The sequence below is a fragment of the Pseudomonadales bacterium genome (genome assembly GCA_024234615.1).
Lineage (GTDB): Bacteria > Pseudomonadota > Gammaproteobacteria > Pseudomonadales > IMCC2047 > JAJFKB01.
Window position 1 is genome coordinate 372,008 of record JACKNY010000002.1, and the last position, 19,846, is coordinate 391,853.

General features: G+C 46.3%; 19 protein-coding genes and 2 tRNA genes. 14 read left to right on the forward strand and 7 right to left on the reverse strand.

What is annotated here, in order from left to right:
• Window positions 1-40 precede the first annotated feature (40 nt).
• The 12 genes from dctP to H6995_10940 all read left to right on the forward strand — a co-directional run bounded on the left by dctP (window position 41) and on the right by H6995_10940 (window position 9,995).
• Window positions 41-1,042, forward strand: coding sequence for a TRAP transporter substrate-binding protein DctP (dctP, locus tag H6995_10885; GenBank protein ID MCP5215502.1), 1,002 nt, complete (start codon window positions 41-43; stop codon window positions 1,040-1,042).
• On the forward strand, window positions 1,039-1,545 hold the full coding sequence (locus H6995_10890; GenBank protein ID MCP5215503.1) for a TRAP transporter small permease subunit: 507 nt from the start codon (window positions 1,039-1,041) through the stop codon (window positions 1,543-1,545). Before dctP ends, H6995_10890 begins: the two co-directional genes overlap by 4 nt.
• On the forward strand, window positions 1,542-2,822 hold the full coding sequence (locus tag H6995_10895) for a TRAP transporter large permease subunit (protein ID MCP5215504.1): 1,281 nt from the start codon (window positions 1,542-1,544) through the stop codon (window positions 2,820-2,822). The genes H6995_10890 and H6995_10895 overlap by 4 nt, the downstream gene beginning before the upstream one ends.
• 73 nt (window positions 2,823-2,895) lie before the next feature.
• Window positions 2,896-4,656 carry a tetratricopeptide repeat protein gene (locus H6995_10900; GenBank protein MCP5215505.1) on the forward strand — a complete coding sequence of 587 codons (1,761 nt, stop codon included), beginning with the start codon at window positions 2,896-2,898 and terminating at the stop codon, window positions 4,654-4,656.
• 1 nt (window position 4,657) lies between these two features.
• The gene (gene lolB, locus H6995_10905) at window positions 4,658-5,302 is read left to right on the forward strand and encodes an outer membrane lipoprotein LolB (GenBank protein ID MCP5215506.1); all 645 of its coding nucleotides are present in this window, start codon (window positions 4,658-4,660) and stop codon (window positions 5,300-5,302) included.
• Window positions 5,303-5,308: 6 nt separating this feature from the next.
• A complete protein-coding gene (gene ispE, locus H6995_10910) occupies window positions 5,309-6,166 on the forward strand; it encodes a 4-(cytidine 5'-diphospho)-2-C-methyl-D-erythritol kinase (GenBank protein ID MCP5215507.1) in 858 nt (285 codons plus the stop codon).
• 14 nt (window positions 6,167-6,180) lie between these two features.
• Window positions 6,181-6,255 (forward strand) — tRNA-Gln (locus tag H6995_10915).
• Between the two features lie 58 nt (window positions 6,256-6,313).
• Window positions 6,314-7,261, forward strand: coding sequence for a ribose-phosphate pyrophosphokinase (locus H6995_10920; GenBank protein ID MCP5215508.1), 948 nt, complete (start codon window positions 6,314-6,316; stop codon window positions 7,259-7,261).
• Window positions 7,262-7,366: 105 nt separating this feature from the next.
• Complete coding sequence (locus tag H6995_10925; protein ID MCP5215509.1) at window positions 7,367-8,047, forward strand: 50S ribosomal protein L25/general stress protein Ctc; 681 nt, start codon at window positions 7,367-7,369, stop codon at window positions 8,045-8,047.
• Window positions 8,048-8,107: 60 nt separating this feature from the next.
• Entirely contained in the window at window positions 8,108-8,695 is a 588-nt protein-coding gene (gene pth, locus H6995_10930; GenBank protein MCP5215510.1) for an aminoacyl-tRNA hydrolase, read from the forward strand.
• Window positions 8,696-8,755: 60 nt separating this feature from the next.
• Entirely contained in the window at window positions 8,756-9,847 is a 1,092-nt protein-coding gene (gene ychF, locus H6995_10935) for a redox-regulated ATPase YchF (protein ID MCP5215511.1), read from the forward strand.
• A gap of 71 nt (window positions 9,848-9,918) precedes the next feature.
• A tRNA-Met gene (locus H6995_10940) sits at window positions 9,919-9,995 on the forward strand.
• Window positions 9,996-10,290: 295 nt separating this feature from the next.
• Here the strand turns inward: H6995_10940 and H6995_10945 are convergent.
• Window positions 10,291-11,121, reverse strand: a complete 831-nt coding sequence (locus H6995_10945) for a M48 family metalloprotease (protein ID MCP5215512.1) — start codon at window positions 11,119-11,121, stop codon at window positions 10,291-10,293.
• Between the two features lie 601 nt (window positions 11,122-11,722).
• Between H6995_10945 and H6995_10950 the strand changes: the two genes are divergently transcribed.
• Window positions 11,723-12,367 carry an outer membrane beta-barrel protein gene (locus H6995_10950; GenBank protein ID MCP5215513.1) on the forward strand — a complete coding sequence of 215 codons (645 nt, stop codon included), beginning with the start codon at window positions 11,723-11,725 and terminating at the stop codon, window positions 12,365-12,367.
• 306 nt (window positions 12,368-12,673) lie between these two features.
• Here the strand turns inward: H6995_10950 and H6995_10955 are convergent, their stop codons facing one another.
• Both H6995_10955 and umuD read right to left on the reverse strand, forming a co-directional pair.
• Window positions 12,674-13,927, reverse strand: a complete 1,254-nt coding sequence (locus H6995_10955) for a Y-family DNA polymerase (GenBank protein MCP5215514.1) — start codon at window positions 13,925-13,927, stop codon at window positions 12,674-12,676.
• The gene (gene umuD, locus H6995_10960; protein ID MCP5215515.1) at window positions 13,915-14,346 is read right to left on the reverse strand and encodes a translesion error-prone DNA polymerase V autoproteolytic subunit; all 432 of its coding nucleotides are present in this window, start codon (window positions 14,344-14,346) and stop codon (window positions 13,915-13,917) included. Before umuD ends, H6995_10955 begins: the two co-directional genes overlap by 13 nt.
• A 30-nt stretch (window positions 14,347-14,376) precedes the next feature.
• Here umuD and H6995_10965 point away from each other — a divergent pair, with 30 nt between their 5' ends.
• The gene (locus tag H6995_10965) at window positions 14,377-15,036 is read left to right on the forward strand and encodes an SOS response-associated peptidase family protein (GenBank protein MCP5215516.1); all 660 of its coding nucleotides are present in this window, start codon (window positions 14,377-14,379) and stop codon (window positions 15,034-15,036) included.
• 259 nt (window positions 15,037-15,295) lie between these two features.
• Here the strand turns inward: H6995_10965 and H6995_10970 are convergent, their stop codons facing one another.
• The 4 genes from H6995_10970 to H6995_10985 form a co-directional block, all read right to left on the reverse strand.
• Window positions 15,296-16,048, reverse strand: a complete 753-nt coding sequence (locus H6995_10970) for a tyrosine-type recombinase/integrase (GenBank protein ID MCP5215517.1) — start codon at window positions 16,046-16,048, stop codon at window positions 15,296-15,298.
• A gap of 144 nt (window positions 16,049-16,192) precedes the next feature.
• Entirely contained in the window at window positions 16,193-18,319 is a 2,127-nt protein-coding gene (locus tag H6995_10975; protein MCP5215518.1) for a TonB-dependent receptor, read from the reverse strand.
• 77 nt (window positions 18,320-18,396) lie between these two features.
• Entirely contained in the window at window positions 18,397-18,687 is a 291-nt protein-coding gene (locus tag H6995_10980; protein MCP5215519.1) for a hypothetical protein, read from the reverse strand.
• A 515-nt stretch (window positions 18,688-19,202) separates the two neighbouring features.
• A complete protein-coding gene (locus tag H6995_10985; protein MCP5215520.1) occupies window positions 19,203-19,838 on the reverse strand; it encodes a TetR/AcrR family transcriptional regulator in 636 nt (211 codons plus the stop codon).
• Between the last annotated feature and the right edge of the window lie 8 nt (window positions 19,839-19,846).

The window sequence follows — 19,846 nt, forward strand, 5'->3', positions numbered from 1 at the left end:
TCAAAATAGAATCACACGACAAAAGAGCCGGGAAAAAATAGTGAGACTAATCCAATACATCATCCTAAGTTTTTTGCTGTTCACCAGTGCGACAAACGCGCAAGTACTCAAAATAGCCACCCTTGCCCCGGACGGCTCCGATTGGATGAATCGCATGAAAGCAGGGGCTAAGGAGATCTCCGAACGCACCGATAACCGCGTCAGTTTTAAGTTTTATCCCGGCGGTGTTATGGGTGACGACAAAGCCGTACTACGGAAAATAAAAGTGGGGCAATTACATGGTGCGGCGATGCCTTCCGGCAGTCTTGCACCCTATTACCCTGACAGCCAAGTATATAGCCTGCCGCTACGGTTTAGATCCTTTGATGAGATCGATTATGTGCGTTCGAAGATGGATGCCGTTTTAATAGAGGGTTTCAAACAGAGTGGTTTCATCACCTTCGGTCTAAGCGAGGGTGGCTTGGCTTACACCCTGTCCAAATCGCCCGTCAGCTCGGTCGCGGATTTGCAAAAACTAAAGGTTTGGGTGCCTGACACCGACGCCATGGGTATTAGCGCGATGCAAACCTATGGTATCAACCCTATTCCTCTTTCCATCGGTGATGTGCTCACCAGTTTGCAAACTGGGCTCGTCAATACCGTTGCCGCTTCCCCTATCGCAGCAATAGCTTTGCAGTGGCATAACCAAGTGAGCTACCTGACCGACCTACCACTGCTCTACGTCTATGCTGTGTTCGCACTCAATGAGAAAACCTACCGTAAAATCGCCCCCGCCGATCAGACTATCGTAAAGGAAGTCATGACCCGTACTTTTCTGGGTATTGATCAACAAAATAGAAAAGATAACATTGCCGCATTTACAGCCCTTCAACAGCAGGGGATTAAGCTTGTGCAGCCCGATCCAGACACCCTGAACGAATGGCATGAGCGTGCAGAAGCGTCAGTCCGTCAGATGGTCGAGCAAAAAATTATCTCTCCGGAAATACTCAATCAGCTTAATCAACTGCTCAAAGAGTACCGAACGGAAATTGCGCACAAATGATAAAAGTCAGCGCCACATCGATGATTCGTTGGCTGCGGGCGCTAGAGGATACCATCCTGGTCACCCTACTCATGTCGATGCTGCTGCTAGCCATCACCCAGATTGGACTACGCAATTTTTATGACAGCGGCATTATTTGGGGTGATGCGTTACTGCGCGTGCTGGTGCTTTGGGTTGGGCTAATCGGCGCGATGGTCGCCAGCCGTCAGGGCGACCACATCAATATTGACCTCATCACTCGCTTTGTCCAACCCCGCTTGAATGCGGTAATCAGTTTTATCAGCTCATTAGCAACAACTATTATTGCCGCCCTGCTCGCTTACCACAGCTATCGTTTTGTCCTGCTTGAGTATGAAGATGGCTTAATCGCCTTCGCTGGAATACCAAACTGGGCCTGTGAAGTTATTTTACCCATCGCCTTCAGTATCATTGCGTTACGCTATTTAGGGTTAAGCTATATTGCATTAACTCAACCCTTCACCAAAAGCGAATCGAGCCCATGACATTAGTGATTTGCTCGGCGCTATTGCTAGTATTGGCGTTTCTCGGGACACCCCTATTCGCTATCATTGTCGCAGCGGCAATGCTTGGCTTTTATTTTGCCGATATCGATTTAATCGTTGTCATTATCGAACTTTACCGTATCGTTGACACTCCTTTATTACTGGCTTTGCCGCTCTTTACCTTTGCCGGCTATTTATTAGCAGAAAGTAATACATCACACCGGCTGGTTCGTGCAACTCAGGCATTAATCGGCTGGCTCCCTGGCGGCTTGGCAGTGGTGGCCTACTGCACTTGCGCCTTTTTTACCGCTTTTACCGGTGCTTCAGGCATCACTATCGTCGCCATCGGTGCGCTGTTGCTGCCGGCCTTAACCGAAGCCGGATATCAAGAAAAATTCAGCCTTGGCTTGGTCACCACCTCCGGCAGCTTGGGGCTGCTGCTGGCACCATCACTGCCCTTGATTCTCTATGGCATTATCGTCCAGCAGATGAACCTTGAACAAACTGTGGAAATTAAGGATCTCTTTATCGCCGGTATCGCTCCAGCGCTGCTGATGATTGTGCTGTTGTCAACCTGGACGCTCTGGCACAACCGCAAACACCCCATTCCCTTACAGGCTTTTTCCAAAGATGAAGCGATTGCAGCGCTGCGCGAAGTCATTTGGGAGGTACCGTTACCCTTTGTGGTGCTCGGTGGCATCTACACCGGTTTCTTCGCCGTATCCGAAGCGGCGGCCGTTACCGCCACCTACCTCCTCGTCATCGAGGTCTTGATTTATCGTGAAATCCCCATACGCAAACTTCCTAAAATCATGAGTGAATCGATGGTGATGGTCGGCGGCATTTTATTGATTTTAGGCGTTTCACTGGCCTTTACTAACTTCCTTATCGATGCTGAAGTCCCAATGCAAATATTCGCGCTTATTCAGTCAGTCGTGGGCGATAAATATAGCTTTTTAATTTTGCTTAATATTATTCTTCTGTTGCTCGGCGCCATTTTGGATATTTTTTCGGCGCTGGTCATTATGGTGCCACTTATCGTGCCAGTAGCGATGCAATACGGCATTCACCCTGTTCACTTAGGCATCATTTTTCTTGCTAACATGCAAATCGGTTATTTTACTCCGCCGGTTGGCATGAACCTTTTTATCGCCAGCTACCGCTTTAAGAAGCCAATCACCGAGCTCTACCAAGCATCACTGCCCTTTATGCTGGTACTGCTGGTGGCGTTAATCATCATTACTTACTGGCCCGCGCTCAGTTTATGGAATCTCTGATCGAAAAAAATGGTCTAATATTCAACTTGCATAGCGCTGCCCAATTACTCAAAGGTTGTATAGAATAATCCCCATGGCTTTTACGAACTTATTAATCAGTACCTGCGCGATCCTTTTATTGCTAAATGGCTGCGCTACCCAAAGCACAATACCTGCCTCCGTAGGTGAAGGTGCTGTCACTCAAAAAGTACCGACCGCACAAGTGGAAACTCCCTCACCAGAAAAAAAAGCTAAGCCTGCAGAGGGTTCGTTCGAACCAGACACACTCTATGCGTTATTGGTTGCTGAACTGGCAGGACAGCGCAAACGCTATGACATGCTGCTCAGCAATTACCTGCATCAAGCAAGAAAAACCCGCGACCCGGGTATCGCTGAACGCGCAACCCGCATTGCTATTTACCTTAAAGCCGATAAAGCAGCGCTTGCCGCCGCTATGCTCTGGGCTGAAGCCGCACCCGAAGACACCAACGCTCAACAATTATTGGCCATACAACTCATTAAAGCAGGGCAATTTGAGCAGGCAATGACTTTGTTAGAAGCCATTCAGATAGAGACAGGCGAAGCAAATTTCGAATATTTAGCCGCCAGCACTAAAGACCTCAACCAGAGTGAGAGAAATAAAATTCTCACACATTTTGATCGCTTGCTGGGTAGCTATCCGAATAACACCAAGTTACTTTTTGGTAAAACGATCCTCCTGCAAATCAACGGCAGAGGCGACGATGCGCTAAAAACAGCCAATGCTCTCTACGAACTCAAGCCAGATACCCGGAACCAACTACTTAGAATCCGTTTGCTCCACCAATTGGGCAAAACCAAAGAGGCGTTAAAACTGTTAACTCAGTCGTTGCAGGAAGATCCTGCCGACAAACAGGTTCGCCTGCTTTACGCACAGCTGCTGATCGATACCAAAGCCTTGCCGGCAGCCTACAAACAATTCTCAATATTGGTTGAACAAAACCCTTGGGACAGCCAACTTAGACTAACGCTCGCGCTACTGGCGATGGAAAATAATCAACCCGATGAGGCCAAGCTGAACCTAACTCTGCTGCTGCGAGATGACAGATTTGCTCAGGATGCGCACTATTACTTAGCCCAGCTTGCTGAGCAACAACAACCAGAGGAAGCAATAACTCATTACCAACAGGTCATTAGCGGCGACAAGGCCATTAGTGCTCATGCACAGATGGGAAAACTACTGTTAATGCGCCAGCAAAAATCTGAGATGCAACAAATCTTTCGGCAATCGCGTATTAAAAACCCAGACAATTCTGAGAATTTTTATATGCTTGAGGCAGATTTACTAGCTAAGTACGGTTACGCGCAAGATGGCATCCAGTTGTTGACTGAGGCGCTCAACCAATTCCCCGCAGACATCAATTTGCTCTATGCGCGGGCAATGGCTGCTGAAAAAACCAATGACCTGGCAGCAATGGAGCACGACCTTAGAATCATCCTAGGAAAAGAACCCGATAACGCTAATGTTTTGAATGCGCTGGGCTATGCACTAGCCGACCGCACTGACCGCTATCACGAAGCACTTGAATTGATCTCTCGTGCCGCCCAACTAAAACCGAACGACCCGGCAATAACAGACAGCCTGGGATGGGCCTTATTTCGCCTGGGCAATTATCAGGAGGCCATCAAACTACTCGAAAAAGCGCTGGCGGAATTTCCCGATCATGAAGTTGCTGCGCATCTAGGAGAAGTACTTTGGGCAACTGGTCAGTACGAGCGCGCCCAGCAAATTTGGGATAAAGCTCTGGAAAGCAAACCGGACAGCCTTATTATTAAACGGGTATTAGAACGCTTGAACCCCGAGCAATTAAAATAAAATGCCTCGTCCCGGTTTATCCGCACTACTCGTTACTCTCATTATTACTCTACTCCTGCTCGGCGGCTGTACCTTAACGTCACATAAACCATTACAAGTACCTACTACAAAAAATGCTCAATCAAATCTGCAATGGCAAAGCCACCAAGCGCAAATGGAAGCTTTCACACAATGGCGCCTAGTTGGCAAAATCGGGATTCGTACCGACCATGAATCCAGCAGCGCGCATATTAACTGGCAGCAGCAACAACAGCAGTTTAGGATCAATCTCTCCGGCCCTTTCGGTCAGGGAGCCGCTGAACTTTCAGGTACTTTTGAGTCAGTATTGCTTAAAATCGCCGGCCAGGAAGATCTACAGACCACAAACCCAGAAGCCGTATTACTTGAGCAAACAGGCTGGGACATCCCTATCAATACGCTCTTACATTGGATTAAAGGTATTCCATCACCAGACCAAGACGCCTCTTTTCAATTAGACGCCCAAGGTAGGTTAAGCCGATTAACCCAGGCGCAATGGCAGCTGGAATATCCCAGCTATCGGCAATTAGAGTCCCTATGGCTGCCTAAAAAAATTCAACTAGTACGCGGCCAAGTTAAACTCACTTTAGTCATCAAAGACTGGCACTACTCTTCAGATAACAGCTAATACGGCATGAGTACATCAACACTTTCATTACCCGCTCCGGCAAAATTAAACCTAATGCTACATATCACTGGTCGTCGTACGGACGGTTATCATCTTTTGCAGACCATTTTTCAATTCATTAATTATTGCGATCAACTGAGCTTTACCCTGACAAAATCGCCCGAGATAAGGCTTAACACAGAGTTAGATAATGTTAGCGTTGAACAGAATCTAATTTATCGAGCGGCAAAACTATTACAGGCACACACCGCTACGAAACAAGGGGCAAACGTTAGCCTGATTAAAAATATCCCCATCGGCGGTGGACTTGGCGGTGGTAGTTCCGATGCCGCCACGACACTAATCGGGTTGAATCAGCTCTGGCGAACCGGCCTTTCTTTGCAGCAATTGGCTGAAATGGGATTGACACTTGGAGCAGATGTACCGGTCTTTATTCATGGCTGTGCGAGCTGGGCTGAGGGGGTGGGTGAACAACTGACAAAAGTGCAATTAGCAGAACCCTGGTATCTCGTTATCACCCCTGCATGCCAAGTGTCTACCACGGAAATTTTTTCGCATAAAGAATTGACACGAAACACCCCAGCCATCACAATAGCGACCGCTCTGGGGCATGGTGGAAAAAACGATTGCGAATCAGTGGTTTCAGCGCTTTATCCAGAAGTCAAAATGGCTTTAAACTGGTTAAATCAATTCGCAAAAGCAAGATTGACGGGGACAGGTTCAAGCCTATTTGCCAGCTTTGAAACAAGGCAACAGGCCGAGCAAGTATTTGAGCAGTTACCCACACCCTTAACCGGCTTCATCGCCCAAGGTTCAAACTTGTCGCCGCTGCACCAGAAAGCGAAAATACGTACTGTGCTTTAGCGCAGAAAATTTGCTGGGGTGTCGCCAAGTGGTAAGGCACCGGTTTTTGGTATCGGCATCCGCAGGTTCGAATCCTGCCACCCCAGCCATCTCCTATGATAATCGCCTGAGCATTATCAAAAGACGCGAACAATCAGGTAAATCAGCGTGGCTGCAAATCTAACCGTATTCACCGGCAATGCAAATCCGGATCTGGCAAAGAAAGTTGTTAAGCATTTAGCTATCCCGTTAGGCAATGCCGAATTAGGCAAATTCAGCGACGGTGAAACGTCTGCCGAAATTCTGGACAATGTGCGTGGTAAGGATGTATTCATCATTCAACCCACCTGTGCACCCACTAACGACAACCTGATGGAGCTGCTGGTGATGGTGGATGCTATCCGCCGCGCTTCGGCCTTGCGCATCACCGCAGTCGTTCCTTATTTTGGCTATGCTCGGCAGGATCGTCGCGTACGCTCAGTTCGAGTTCCCATTACCGCCAAGGTCGTCGCCGATATGATGTGCAATGTCGGGGTGGATCGCGTCCTGACCGTTGACCTGCATGCCGATCAAATTCAAGGTTTTTTTAGCTGTCCGGTGGACAATATTTATGGTTCTCCGGTGCTGATCGATCATATCGAGCGTCAGCACTATAAGAATTTCATTGTAGTTTCTCCCGATGTTGGCGGCGTGGTGCGAGCAAGAGCCCTAGCCAAACAGCTTAACGATTCGGAATTAGCCATTATCGATAAACGTCGCCCCAAAGCCAATGAAGCACAAATCATGCACATTATTGGCGACGTGAACAACAAAACCTGTATTCTGGTGGACGACATGGTCGACACCGCCGGGACACTCTGTAAAGCAGCGGAAGCGCTGAAAGCGCATGGTGCATCCAAAGTAGTCGCCTACTCTACCCACGCAGTATTATCCGGCGCCGCTATAGACAACATTACAAATTCGCAATTGGATCAACTGGTGGTGACTGACACTATCCCGTTGAGTGCCGCAGCTAAAAAATGTACTCGCATACATCAGCTAACGATTGCGCCTTTGTTAGCAGAATCGATTCGACGGGTATGTAACGCCGAATCCATTAGCGCCCTGTTTCGCTAAGCGCAGCAGGGACGTAACCTAACCCCTCGGTATTGGTCGAAAATTCCGCGGGGTTATTTGTTGAGGCCTTTTTCGGAGGTCTCTTTTATTTAAGAGGATGTTGAAATGTCTGAAGAATTTGAAATTATTGCAGAAAAACGGGAGGTTGTAGGGAAAGGTTCGAGCCGCCGCCTACGCCGCCTGGAAGATAAAGTGCCGGGAATTATCTATGGTGGGAAAAAGAAAAACCCACAAAATATTACCGTGATGCATAAAGACCTACTGAAAGCGACCGAGAATGAAGCCTTTTTCTCGCATATTCTGAGCTTAAACTTAGATGGCGCAAAAGAACAAGTAATCGTTAAAGATATGCAGCGCCATCCCGCAAAACCAAAAATTTTACATGTGGACTTTCAACGCGTAAGTAAAGACGTCGCCATCCATATTCACGTGCCACTGCACTTCATTAATGAAGATACCTGCGTCGGCGTGAAAAAACAGGGTGGTGCCATTTCACACACCATGTCGGAAGTGGAAGTCAGTTGTTTGCCTGGTGATCTACCCGAGTATATTGAAGTTGACATGTTGAAAGTTGAAATAGATCAGATCGTCCATTTATCTGATCTAGCACTTCCGAAAGGCGTAGAAATCATCGCTCTTACTCAGGGTGAAGATCATGACTTGCCGGTTGTCGCGGTTCATACTCCGAAGAAGGTGGTCGAAGAAGAGGAAGAGACTACTTCCGCTGAAGTGCCTACCGTTGGAGACAAAGACGAAGATAAAGCTGAAGAGTCAGACGAAGATTAATTCTTCGTCTCTGCGGCAAATGGTGCTGCGCTGCTCCTAAGCCCTTTGAGTCCCTGTATTGTGAACGAGCAAATAACGCTGATTGTCGGCCTCGGAAATCCTGGTGCGCAATATGAGCATACTCGACACAATGCAGGGGCTGATTTCGTTGCGGAACTGGTAAAACAATCAGGCGAACAATTCAAGCTCGAAACAAAGTTTCACGGCCTATATAGCAAAATTACCTTTGCGAACAGACCGCTTCATTGTCTGATTCCCACTACCTTTATGAATCGCAGTGGGCAAGCAGTTGCCGCACTCACTCATTTTTATAAGATCCCACCAGAAGCAATTTTAATTGCGCATGATGAGCTGGATATTCCGCCCGGATCCGTCAAATTAAAATTCAGTGGCGGCCATGGCGGACATAATGGTTTACGCGATATTATCAGCCACTTAGGCAGTAATCATTTTGCAAGATTGCGGTTAGGAATTGGCCACCCGGGAAATAGCCAAGAAGTCGTCAACTATGTCCTCAAAAAAGCCCCTATCTTAGAGCAAGAATTACTTGAAAACGTCATAGAAAAAACCATTCGTGCACTACCCGAGCTACTGAACAGCAATTGGCACAAAGCGCAAACACTAATTAATGGCTTTAAAGCGGGCTAAAATTCACAACTACTATCTCGAAGCACAACCTCTGCTTCCTTGACCAAAGAGACATAAAACATGGGATTTAACTGTGGCATTGTCGGCCTACCCAACGTTGGCAAATCAACACTCTTCAACGCACTGACCAAAGCACAGATCGGCGCAGAAAACTTCCCCTTCTGCACCATCGAACCAAACTCTGGCATTGTGCCCATGCCGGACCCGAGGCTGGACAAATTGGCCACTATTGTCTCACCGGAAAGAGTGGTTCCCACCACGATGGAATTTGTTGACATCGCAGGCCTCGTTGCTGGAGCATCCAAAGGCGAAGGCCTCGGCAACCAATTTCTGGCGAATATCCGCGAAACCGACGCCATCGCCCATGTCGTACGCTGTTTTGACGACGAGAATATCATCCATGTCGCTAATAAAATTGATCCGGCAGCGGATATCGAAGTTATTAATACTGAGCTAGCGCTTGCTGATTTAGAAAGCGTCGAGAAGCAATTACAGCGCATCACCCGGACCGCTAAAAGCGGCGACAAAGAGGCGGTCAAAGAAAAAGAACTACTTGAGAAGCTACTGCCACACTTAAACGAAGCGCAACCAGTACGCTCGATGAAACTGACAGATGACGAGTTTAAAATGGTGAGGAAGTTTCATCTGCTCACTACCAAACCCACCATGTACATAGCCAATGTCGACGAGCATGGCTTTGAAGATAATCCCCACCTCAAAGTGGTGCAGGAAATCGCTCAAAAAGAAGGCGCTCCCGTGGTAGCCGTTTGCAGCAAGCTGGAGTCCGAAATCGTTGAATTGGAAGACGACGAAAAAACCGAATTCCTCGCCGACATCGGCATGGAAGAGCCCGGCCTAAACCGGGTCATTCGCGCCGGCTATCAATTACTTGGCCTACAAACCTACTTCACCGCAGGTGTCAAAGAGGTTCGCGCCTGGACGATTAAAATCGGTGATAAAGCACCACGAGCCGCCGCCGCAATCCACACCGATTTCGAAAAAGGCTTCATCCGCGCCGAAGTTATTTCCTACGACGACTTTATTGCCCACAATGGTGAACACGGTGCTAAGGAAGCAGGCAAATGGCGTTTGGAAGGGAAAGAATATATTGTCCACGACGGTGACGTCGTTCACTTTAGATTTAATGTATAAATGAACATCCACAATCTTGACAAAATCGCCTGAAATCGCCAGAATGCGCATCCTTTCATGTTCATGAAAATGGCTACGTAGCTCAGCTGGTTAGAGCACAGCATTCATAATGCTGGGGTCGGTGGTTCAAGTCCACCCGTAGCTACCAGTAAAATCAAGGGCTTAGCGTATTTTATCGCTAAGCCTTTTTTATTGGTGCTACCATGGTGCTACTACAGATAAGACAACTACCCCCATAAATTATTATGCTCTTATTACAATTTGCGCCTAATCACCTTTTTGTCCCCTAATAAGAGCGAAGAGTCCCATGCGAATAACTGGCGAGAGCAATGAGAAGTTGTGCAGAGAATAGCTTCTCGGTCCAATTAATGAATAGCTTAAAGCTAACAGATTCCGACCAGAGCAACAACTAGTCCATCCCAGCCACGAAGTGGAGAACAACACTACCTTTTTTGGTGTTGATTATCAGGCATTCCGTCATCGTCCAAATAGACAAGATCAATAACATTTTCAAAGGTCGCAAGTCGCTCTGGTCCTGCTGGATGAGTAGCAAAGAACCCCGTTTTCTTCTTCCCCGCCATTGCGCCCAATTTTATCAAGACATTACGCGTACTGACCAAATCATAACCAGAACGGTCCACTATGAATGCAGCTAATAAGTCAGCTTCCTTCTCCTGCTGTACGCTATAAGTAATAGAACCGATTGCAGAACCAAGTTTAGCTGCACTCTCTACTGCATCTGTAGCATTTTTTTGGCAGCTATATGTGTAGCAAGGCCCTGCGTTGACAGCTATTGCCCCCATTACGATCGCGCCTAAAACTCCTCCAACACCTGTGCGCGTTTCAGTTTCATCTATATGATCGGCAATATGGTGGCCAATTTCGTGAGCGATAACGAAAGCGAGTTCGTCTTCAGTGCTAACCTGAGTCATGACATCATGGTAGACAACAACACGGTTGTTATCTGTTGCGTATGCATTAAAGTCACGTTCTGCACTATATTCTACATCCCACCAGCATGTCTTTTGCTCCTTAACGTGCCAGCAAACTTCCCGTGCTTTTGAAACCAGTTTTTCATAGACCCGATGAAGCATTCGTTCTGCCTCGACTGAGCTCATAATTTTTTTGGGAACAGGCATAGGGTATGCCTCGATTTCAGTCAATGCTTTCTGTTCTGCGAGGCTGTCTATTGCAGGGGCCTTGTATTGAACACCCGAACAGGCAGCTACAAATACAGTTATAAATGTTAATAAATTGAATCGAATATGTTTCACCACCCTCATCTCCCTTTCTTGTGCAAAGGTAAATAATATGCAATGCCTTATATAACACCTGCTTAACCGTTGCCAGCACAACGGACAATTTGTCTCGCCAAGGCCAACCACAACCACTTCTTTTCTGCAACCACTTGTAATAACTAGTTCAGTGATTTGCGCATGTTGATCATCAAATAGGCATCGGTAACGAAGTCAGAGGGACTCAGCATCGCCCCGATCAATAAATCAATAAAAGTTCCAATAGATCTTGGGGGGGTAGCGCTTTACCTAAAAATGTTGTCCAATGACCCAATTCGCTTGGGATACGACTATATCCTTTTGCGTTCATTGCAGCCTCCAGAAGAAAGGGTGAATTTATTTCTGAAGGGCGCCACTGCGCGAAACACCACAAACTGTTAACTATTTTTTAACTTTTTTGGGTAATTCTACCTCCGAAACCTAAACTCTAACTTTAATTTAACCTATAGCTATTCGATATTCAGCTATAATATAGTCCTGTAATAAATGCGAGTTTGAACAAACGGATAACGACAATTATGCCGTGTTCGTATTTTAGTTAGCTTTCTTAATAACCGTCATAATATGACAAGGAGAAACAATGAAGTATTTATTTGTGATATTTTGCTTAGCTTCTTTTAATGCAAGCGCGCTAGATTGGGATGTTCAGTTGTCGGGTGGTTTTACAACGATTGATGATATTAAAATAAAACCCTTCACCCTAGTAGAGACGGGCACGGTTAATGCGTCCCTAGAATATGACGATACTTTTTCTTACGGTATTGCTGTTGGCATGTCCGGTTTTGAGCAGCACAACGTATTGCGTTTAGCGTTATCCTGGCAGGGACTTGATGCAGATTTTGATTCTGCGGATCTAGTTTCGACAGGCGGGACAGAACTTCCTGCGGTTAACGGCTCTGCTAGTTCAGGTGAACTAAAAGCTGCAGGTTTAGATTTTGATAACAGCATTAATATTTATACTGTTGAACTGCATTATTTATTCCCAACATCTGGATCATGGGTTCCCTACTTCGGTGCTGGCGGCGGTATCGCCGATATTGAAAATGCAGATCAAGAAACAGTTTTTAACTTCCTTATTGGGCTAGATTATAAAATCGGCGACAGCTCAAGACTTGGCATAAAAGCCCAAAGGTTTTTTATTGATGAGATAACGGATGACTTGGGAATTGAATACGACAGCTTCGATGTTGATATGTTTTCTCTAGTCTGGACGTACTCTTTCTAATAATGATCCCATAGAACAAACCCGCTTCGGTGGGTTTTCAAATGAGATATAGAATAGCGTAGTTTCAAGCAATAAGTGCGTATTCCGGTGAAGATGAACCCTGTCACAGAGCGAGAATGGGTGTTCAACTTGGGCCGATATACGCACCCAAATTACCCTTTTTCTGAATGGGCGTTTTTTTGCCATCCGTAACACCAACGAAGTTGGCCATATACTTTGATTACTGGGGTATTTAACTAGCTGCAACAGTTCATCTCAATTCGCTCATTCCCTTTAAAACTTCTTGTTCGGTAGTCCACTCTAGGATTAAACCATAACCTTCGGAATCTCTGACCACCGTGTTGTGTACTGCGGTGAAGTGAATTGTTGACGCATATACCAGGGTTTACTCACTCCCTGGGAGGCCAGGAAAACACTACTCCGGCCAAAGGTATTATTGATCTGATCAAGCACTTTCATTAACTGATCTGAGCGGGTGTTTTGTCCTGGATGCAGAAGATCAAATTGATGGTATTTTCTATCCACGATTTCAATGAGTCCAACACCGGCTTTCAGGAAGGCATGGCCTGGGCTATAAAGCCGCTTTGCCGTTTCTCTCACTACAGCGGTAATTAACCGTGAATCATTGGTTGGGTATGGCAATTGAGAAACGGCACTGACACTGTGAAAGTTTGGTTCAAAGGGTGAGGTGTGAATAAAGACATGTACCGAGAGGGCAAGGTGGTTCTGTTTTCTGAGTTTTTCGGTGGCGCGGCTAGCGTATAAGGTCAACGCTTCTAAAACCGGTTGTATCTCGGTGGCTTTTTTGCCGAAGGAACGGGTGCAGTAGATTTGTTTCTTGGCCGGCGGCAGTTCTTCCAGCGCCAGACAGCTACGGCCGTTCAGCTCTTCGATGGTGCGTTCTAAGCAGACGCTACTATGGCGCCTGATAATCTTGGGATTCGCCGAAGCCAAATCCCAGGCACTCTGGATATTCAGAGGTGTAAGACGTTTAGCGGTACGTTTAGCAACGCCCCACACCGCCGTCACAGGAACACGCTTGAGCACCCATTCCCATTTAGCCGGTTCATCCAAGACGCACACCCCAGCACACTGGGGTATTTTCTTGGCGGTACGGTTAGCCAGTTTCGCTAAGGTTTTGCTGGGGGCAATACCAACGCTCACCGGCATTCGAATATTTTCCCAGAGGGTGGCTTTAATATCACTGGCGTAACGCGCCAAAGGTTTAGGAAAGCCCTGTAACTGCAGAAACATTTCATCAATGCTGTAAACTTCGATGTGTGGACTATACGCCTTAAGCGTTGTCATCACCCGATGAGAAAGATCGCCATATAACGGGTAGTTGCTGGAAAAAATGGCGACCTTGTGTTTTCGTAATAGTCGTTCGACCTTGAAGAAAGGTTCTAAATCGGGAATACCTAAGGCTTTCGCCTCTTTAGAGCGCGCCACCACAAAGCCGTCATTGTTGGATAACACCACAACGGGCAAACCTCGAAGGTCCGGACGGAAGACCTGCTCACAGCTGGCATAGAAGCTATTGCAATCGACTAAGGCAAACAACGGTGTCTCCTGATCGAATTGGTGACAACACCCTCTATCAGAAAATCCGTGCCTTCGTGGATGGGAATAGGGGCATATTTACTGTTTGCCGCGAGTAAACGCTGGTGGTGCATGTCCAGTATTTTACAGGTCAGTTCGCCATTCAGGACGGCAAGGACGACATCGCCATGCTGAGGCTTCAAAGAACGGTCTACGATCAGTAAGTCACCGTTAAAAATACCAACCTCTGTCATGGATTCCCCCGATACTTCACAATAAAACGTCGACGCCGGGTGTTTGATTAAATGTTCATTCAGATCAAGAGAGCGATCCATATAGTCATCGGCGGGACTGGGAAAACCGGCTTGCACCTTGGTGGCATAGAGTGGCGTGTAGAGAGTAGACTTGGTTTGGTGTGTTGCGACAAGTTGTATACCCATAATCAATTACCTGTATAAATAACCAGTATTATGTGTACTAATTTTGCATTAATCAAGAAGGATGGTTCGGCGCAATTGTCGAAGCAACTTGGTGTGGATGAAACCCAGCTCAGGTACAGCCAGGACATCCGCCCAGGCAGCATGATCAGCATAGTGATCGAGCGTGATGGTGAGCGCTTGATTAGTGATGCTATCTGGTGGTTGTATTTACAGCAGACCGAAACCGGCTTAAAACCGCATCCCGATTATTTCAGTGTAAATACCAATCATGCCAAGCTGAGCAACAAAACGGAGTATCGTAAATCGCGTTGCATCATCCCCGCCACAGCTTTTGTTGAAAGCCAAGGAGGTAAAAACCCTCATCTGCTGGAACCGGCCAATGGTGATGCCATTGCTTTTGGCGGTTTGTGGAAAGAATGGGTTGATAAAGTGACAGGTCAAATTGTTTATTCTGCCTCCATCATCACACTCCCAGGCCACCCTGCACTTGAGAACATACATCAGAAATCGACACCGCTCTGGCTACCTGAGGAAATGTATGATTTATGGCTTAATCCTAACCATCAAGACATAGGCCAGTTTGCACCATTACTGAGCCCCGCATTGAGAACGGATTTAAAGGCAACCCCAATCAATAAAGCAACACTCAAGCAACCGGTTGGCGATAGCTTCGTAGTTAATGCTGGTTAGAATAAGAGGGATGATATTAAAGCTCGTTTTACAAATCGACGAAGGAAAGTCATATAGGTATTAGTATGTAAGCGCATTATTAGAAACGTGCGTGAAATTTGCGTAATTGGTTATGAAGAGTAGTGCATTGTTGTGCTAATTTGCTGTGGGTGCGCTAATTAAAGTTTATATAAAACAACAGGTTATAATTCGCTGGTCTGATTCATATGCTGGGGTCGGGGGTTCAAGTCCACCCGTAGCTACCAGTATTATCAAAGGCTTAGAGCAATCTAGGCCTTTTTTTATCCCCCTGAATGCCTACCGATTGCCTACGAAGCTCAGAATAAACACCTAAATCAAGTACAGATTCCAAGTAGTCTGGAGCCAGGTGAGCATATATCATTGTTGTCTTGATATCCTCGTGATCTAGTACTTCTTGAAGCACCTTTAGGCTACCACCGTTCATAATAAAGTGGCTTGCAAACGTATGTCGTAAAATATGTGTTAATTGCCCATCAGGAAGGTCAAGCTTTGCTCTTTGAACGGCCTTTCTAAATACACTCTTACAGGATGCGAAAAGCCTGTTGAATGGTGATGGATAAGCTTTCATTCTTAGGTAACGTATCAATGAAGGTGGAACCGGAACCACTCTATTACTACCGTTTTTTGTATCAGTGAATACCACCCTATCCGCTAATAAATTTTGTCTTTTAATCCCGTTTGCTTCACTAAATCCAGCCCCGGTTGCCAAGCATAATAATACGACTGGATACAGATGGTCATTGGTTGATTCTTTGCAGGATTTCAAAAGAATTTTGATCTGATCCACTGTTAAAAACGATAATTGCGATTGAAACAATTTATAGGTTCTTATTTTTGAAAGCGGATTATCGCCTCGATTGTTGCTTGGCGTGTAAAACTGTCCAGATGGGTACTTTTCGGTGCCAATTGACACCACATCAAGATTACCCACCATCAATACAATGCCGACATCTTTGAGAAGAATACCAACAAGAAAGGCAATCACCAGCATGTCATCGAATTACTCAAAGTCCAGAGACAAAAAAGAAGAGGCTGTCCCAGATAAGTGATTTTATCTAGGACAGCCTCTAGAGTTATTGTGGTTAAAATTCAGTTCGTTAATTGACTTTTTATCTAATGGATGACCCTGTGTGTACTAGAAACGATAACTCGCTCCAAACGTGATCGATCTTCCAGGTTCGGGGGCTAACTGACGTAATAAACTGGTCGAATTCCTGATTTTTTCTTGGGTCAGGTTGCTTCCTTTGATAAATAGAGCCAAGTCTCCCAAGTTATAAGACAGGTGAGCATCAAGGCGTGTATATCCTCTAGTCTCTTCCTGACCTTCACCAGGTTTTTCTTGTGCGAAGGCATGGGTTATGCTGAGCTGTGTAAACCAATTTGCTGAGCGAATATCCCAACTTGCACCTAGGCGTGCGGGAGGCATTCTAGGCACGTCGCCGTTCTCATCCAACTTCGCACGAACATAGTCACCCCAAACACGCAGATTGTGCTTGTCAGCCACTGGAATACTAATCTCCGCTTCAATGCCAGCAAAGGTTGAATCTTCCTGTCCGTAATGGAAACACTCTATTGATTCCTCAAACTCTTCCAAATTATTTTCAAAATCGGCAATGTCATTTGAACAGGCTTGAATGCCAGAAAATCCCTCACTTTCCAAATCATGACTGAATCGTGACTCAGTATCCATCGCATAGATGTAGTCCTGGAACCAGGTATAGAAGATACTCGCACGAGCGGTTATTTCAGCATCGTAAATCCAGGTTAGCTCGGTATTAATGGCAGACTCCGGGTCAAGGTTAGCATCTCCAATCTCGTAGGTATTGGTTGCTACATGCTCTCCTTCGGAGAATAGTTCTTCCGCCACCGGCGCACGCTCACTACGCGAGAGCAAAAATCCGAAACGCTGATTATCAGCAATAGGTAGCAGCAGGCTAACACTTAAGTTGTAACTATCATGCTCAATGGGGCTTATCCCCGCCGTTGCAATCTCCTGGCGATCAAAGCGTGCACCGAGTTCCAGGCTCGCGCTCCCAAGTGCTGTTTCCTCCAGGACATAGAAACCAAAGCGCTCTGTATCTGACGGCGGCGCGAAGGCTTCTTCACCCACTGCGCTAAAATCGCGCTGGCTGTATTGCACACCAAAAGCGCCCAACCACCCACTTATTTCATTGTGAACGAGTTCCGCCCGTATTTCCGTGGAATCAGCATCAAAAATTGTGCCGACATGGGCAACACCCTCTTCAATCTCCAATTCTCGATGCCGGTAATCGGTATAACTCAGATCAATATTTAACCGATCAAAGTAGCCACCCAAGTCTGGAAATAGCAACTTACCTTGGTATTGGGTTTGATCCATGTTAATGCGTGTGAACAATTCCTCACTGCCCTCTTCTGCACCATGTTCCTCTTCATGCTCTTCCTCATGGCTTTCTTCATGATGGCTATGCTCGTGAGCACCCGGTGGAACACCATAGCTGTTATCTATCCGATTAACGCTGGCACCGGCCACTAGCCGGTCTCCAACCCAAGATAGACCCAGGCTAAACGAATCTGCTTCACGGTCAGAGTTAGCAATAAAGCCATTAGTCGTTTCATCGGGGTCATCCACTGTCGCGTTGGCAAGACCATCAATCTCAATGTTATTGCTATCGCGCGTCACACCATCGAGATGCACTCCGACGTTACCTATTGAGAAATCAAAACGACCAATGGCAACTGTTTCATCGTTATTACTGTTATGGCGTATTTCAGCCGCACCTTGAGAACCTTCCACCAAACGGGTATGAATACGATTGTCAATGACATTCACCACACCCCCAATGGCGCCGGGCCCATAACGTAAAGTTGCCGGACCACGGAGTATCTCAATTCTATCGGCTAAAAGAGCTTCAGTCGCTACCGCATGATCCGAGCTGGTATCAGAAACATCACCCACGCTGGTGCTATTTTGCAGGACTTCCACACGCTTGCCGCTCTGCCCACGAATGACTGGGACACCAACACCTGGACCAAAGGAAGAGGAATGTACACCAATTTGATTCTGGAGGGTTTCTCCTAAGGTTGACGCGGCTTCTCGCCGCAGTTCTTCACCATCAATGATATTCAGAGATCCAGCTACTTCCGCCTCTGACTTTGCATGGGGGGAGGCGGAAACTACTATTTCCTCTAACCGGGGTTCTATTCTGGATGTTTCTGTGGCTACCGCAGGTGCTCCAAAAAATATTGCAACGCCGATTGGCGCTAACTGTGAGTAATTCATTTGTTCTCCTAAAACGCATAGGCTCACGCTCACATAAGCAAGCGTAAATTAGAAATTATCGATTGGTTATTTTTGCGTTAGGAGTATGTTGGAGGGCCCCTTGGCTGGGGACGGAAATGATTGCGGATAACCGGAGAGTAAACCGGCATCTGGATGATCTGGTTGAACGGGGGTTCGACAAAATCGGGACGCTCGACCTCAACAATTGCCAAGTCCAAGCCCGTTGTATGCAGCGCCAAACAATCTTCAATTGAAGCGGTATCTGGTGTTTGGTGAGCATTTAAGTGAACGGCGGACAGTGCAGAAACTAACGCAATTAATAGCGCTAAGCTGACACCTAAAAATCTGTTGTTATTGCCAAACTTCATCGCGATCACTCTACATGATAAAAATTATCATTTCTAGATATAACGTTGAGCTTCGCTCTCCCAAAACAAAGTGTGGACTCATTATTCAAGTGCGTAGGCGGACTCAAGGTCTTCACGATTGTAGCTTAAAATTTCTTTCGCACCACACTTGATTTGATGGAATTAAAACAAAGGCTTTTGTAGGTCTTTGTTTTTTACAACAATTAGCCTAACTTTTTTGAGTTGCTAAAAATGATGCATTCGTCCCCTTTGAAGGAGTGTCAAATGCTGGCCACCATCTGTATCGACTATCCTGAAGCTGGCTCATGCACCAAAACATCTTGCAAGGTCATCATCGATTCTTCTTGGATTAACGATGCACCATGGGTTAATTATATTAATTACGCCCCTTTTCCTATGCCGCTGAAGCTGTTTACTTTGCACAGAGAATTAGTGTCAGTCCGGCTTTACCTAACTAACCATTGAGTGCGATTTAAACCTGGATAACATCAGAAGTTAGGGCCGATTAATCGGCCTTAACTGTTTTCCCGGTAATGATTTAGTAATCCAAGCGCCGCCGCCGTTTCCCAGTTGGCGGCTTCCTTATGGTGCTGAGCGGATTTGTATTCCGAACGGTATATCCACGATCCCTCATTAAGTAAATACAAGAAAGAGCTGAGCCGTATTAGTTTAGCGTCTGATCCAGTGAAGCCAAAGTGGCGAAAAAAGGCCAGAAACTTTCTGTTGACCACTTTGGTGTGTTTGTTCTCAATTTCTTTAAGTTCCGGATATATCTTGGTGGATTGAACGAGTTCCGGAATAATATCGCCTTGCTCCTCCGCTGCAATTAGGGATTGGAGCAGGTTCTCAAAAAACTCCTGCCATTCCATGCTGAGAAGTGGCTCCCCTTCATAAAGGTCAAAGACCTCACGAATTTTTGCCAGATAATCTGAATAGAGGGCGACAAGAATCGCTTTTTTATTAGGGTAATACTGGTAGACAGAGCCCACGGGAATCCCTGCTTGCTTGGCAATTTTGGATGTTGTGACAGAGTTTAAACCCTGATCTCGCAATAGCAGCCGGGTAGCTGTAAGGACTTTTTGTACCCGTTTACGAGATCGCGCCTGGGTTGGTTGTTTGCGTGGTTTAACTTGGCTCTCGATATCTGTCATTGATGATT

What these genes read in the sequence shown, in the direction of transcription:
- H6995_10890 (MCP5215503.1), top strand. Translation starts at nt 1,039, where the DNA reads ATGATAAAAGTCAGCGCCACATCGATGATTCGTTGGCTGCGGGCGCTA.
- H6995_10895 (MCP5215504.1), top strand. Translation starts at nt 1,542, where the DNA reads ATGACATTAGTGATTTGCTCGGCGCTATTGCTAGTATTGGCGTTTCTC.
- H6995_10900 (MCP5215505.1), top strand. Translation starts at nt 2,896, where the DNA reads ATGGCTTTTACGAACTTATTAATCAGTACCTGCGCGATCCTTTTATTG.
- lolB (MCP5215506.1), top strand. Translation starts at nt 4,658, where the DNA reads ATGCCTCGTCCCGGTTTATCCGCACTACTCGTTACTCTCATTATTACT.
- ispE (MCP5215507.1), top strand. Translation starts at nt 5,309, where the DNA reads ATGAGTACATCAACACTTTCATTACCCGCTCCGGCAAAATTAAACCTA.
- H6995_10925 (MCP5215509.1), top strand. Translation starts at nt 7,367, where the DNA reads ATGTCTGAAGAATTTGAAATTATTGCAGAAAAACGGGAGGTTGTAGGG.
- ychF (MCP5215511.1), top strand. Translation starts at nt 8,756, where the DNA reads ATGGGATTTAACTGTGGCATTGTCGGCCTACCCAACGTTGGCAAATCA.
- H6995_10950 (MCP5215513.1), top strand. Translation starts at nt 11,723, where the DNA reads ATGAAGTATTTATTTGTGATATTTTGCTTAGCTTCTTTTAATGCAAGC.
- umuD (MCP5215515.1), bottom strand. Translation starts at nt 14,346, where the DNA reads ATGGGTATACAACTTGTCGCAACACACCAAACCAAGTCTACTCTCTAC.
- H6995_10965 (MCP5215516.1), top strand. Translation starts at nt 14,377, where the DNA reads ATGTGTACTAATTTTGCATTAATCAAGAAGGATGGTTCGGCGCAATTG.
- H6995_10970 (MCP5215517.1), bottom strand. Translation starts at nt 16,048, where the DNA reads ATGCTGGTGATTGCCTTTCTTGTTGGTATTCTTCTCAAAGATGTCGGC.
- H6995_10975 (MCP5215518.1), bottom strand. Translation starts at nt 18,319, where the DNA reads ATGAATTACTCACAGTTAGCGCCAATCGGCGTTGCAATATTTTTTGGA.
- H6995_10980 (MCP5215519.1), bottom strand. Translation starts at nt 18,687, where the DNA reads ATGAAGTTTGGCAATAACAACAGATTTTTAGGTGTCAGCTTAGCGCTA.
- H6995_10985 (MCP5215520.1), bottom strand. Translation starts at nt 19,838, where the DNA reads ATGACAGATATCGAGAGCCAAGTTAAACCACGCAAACAACCAACCCAG.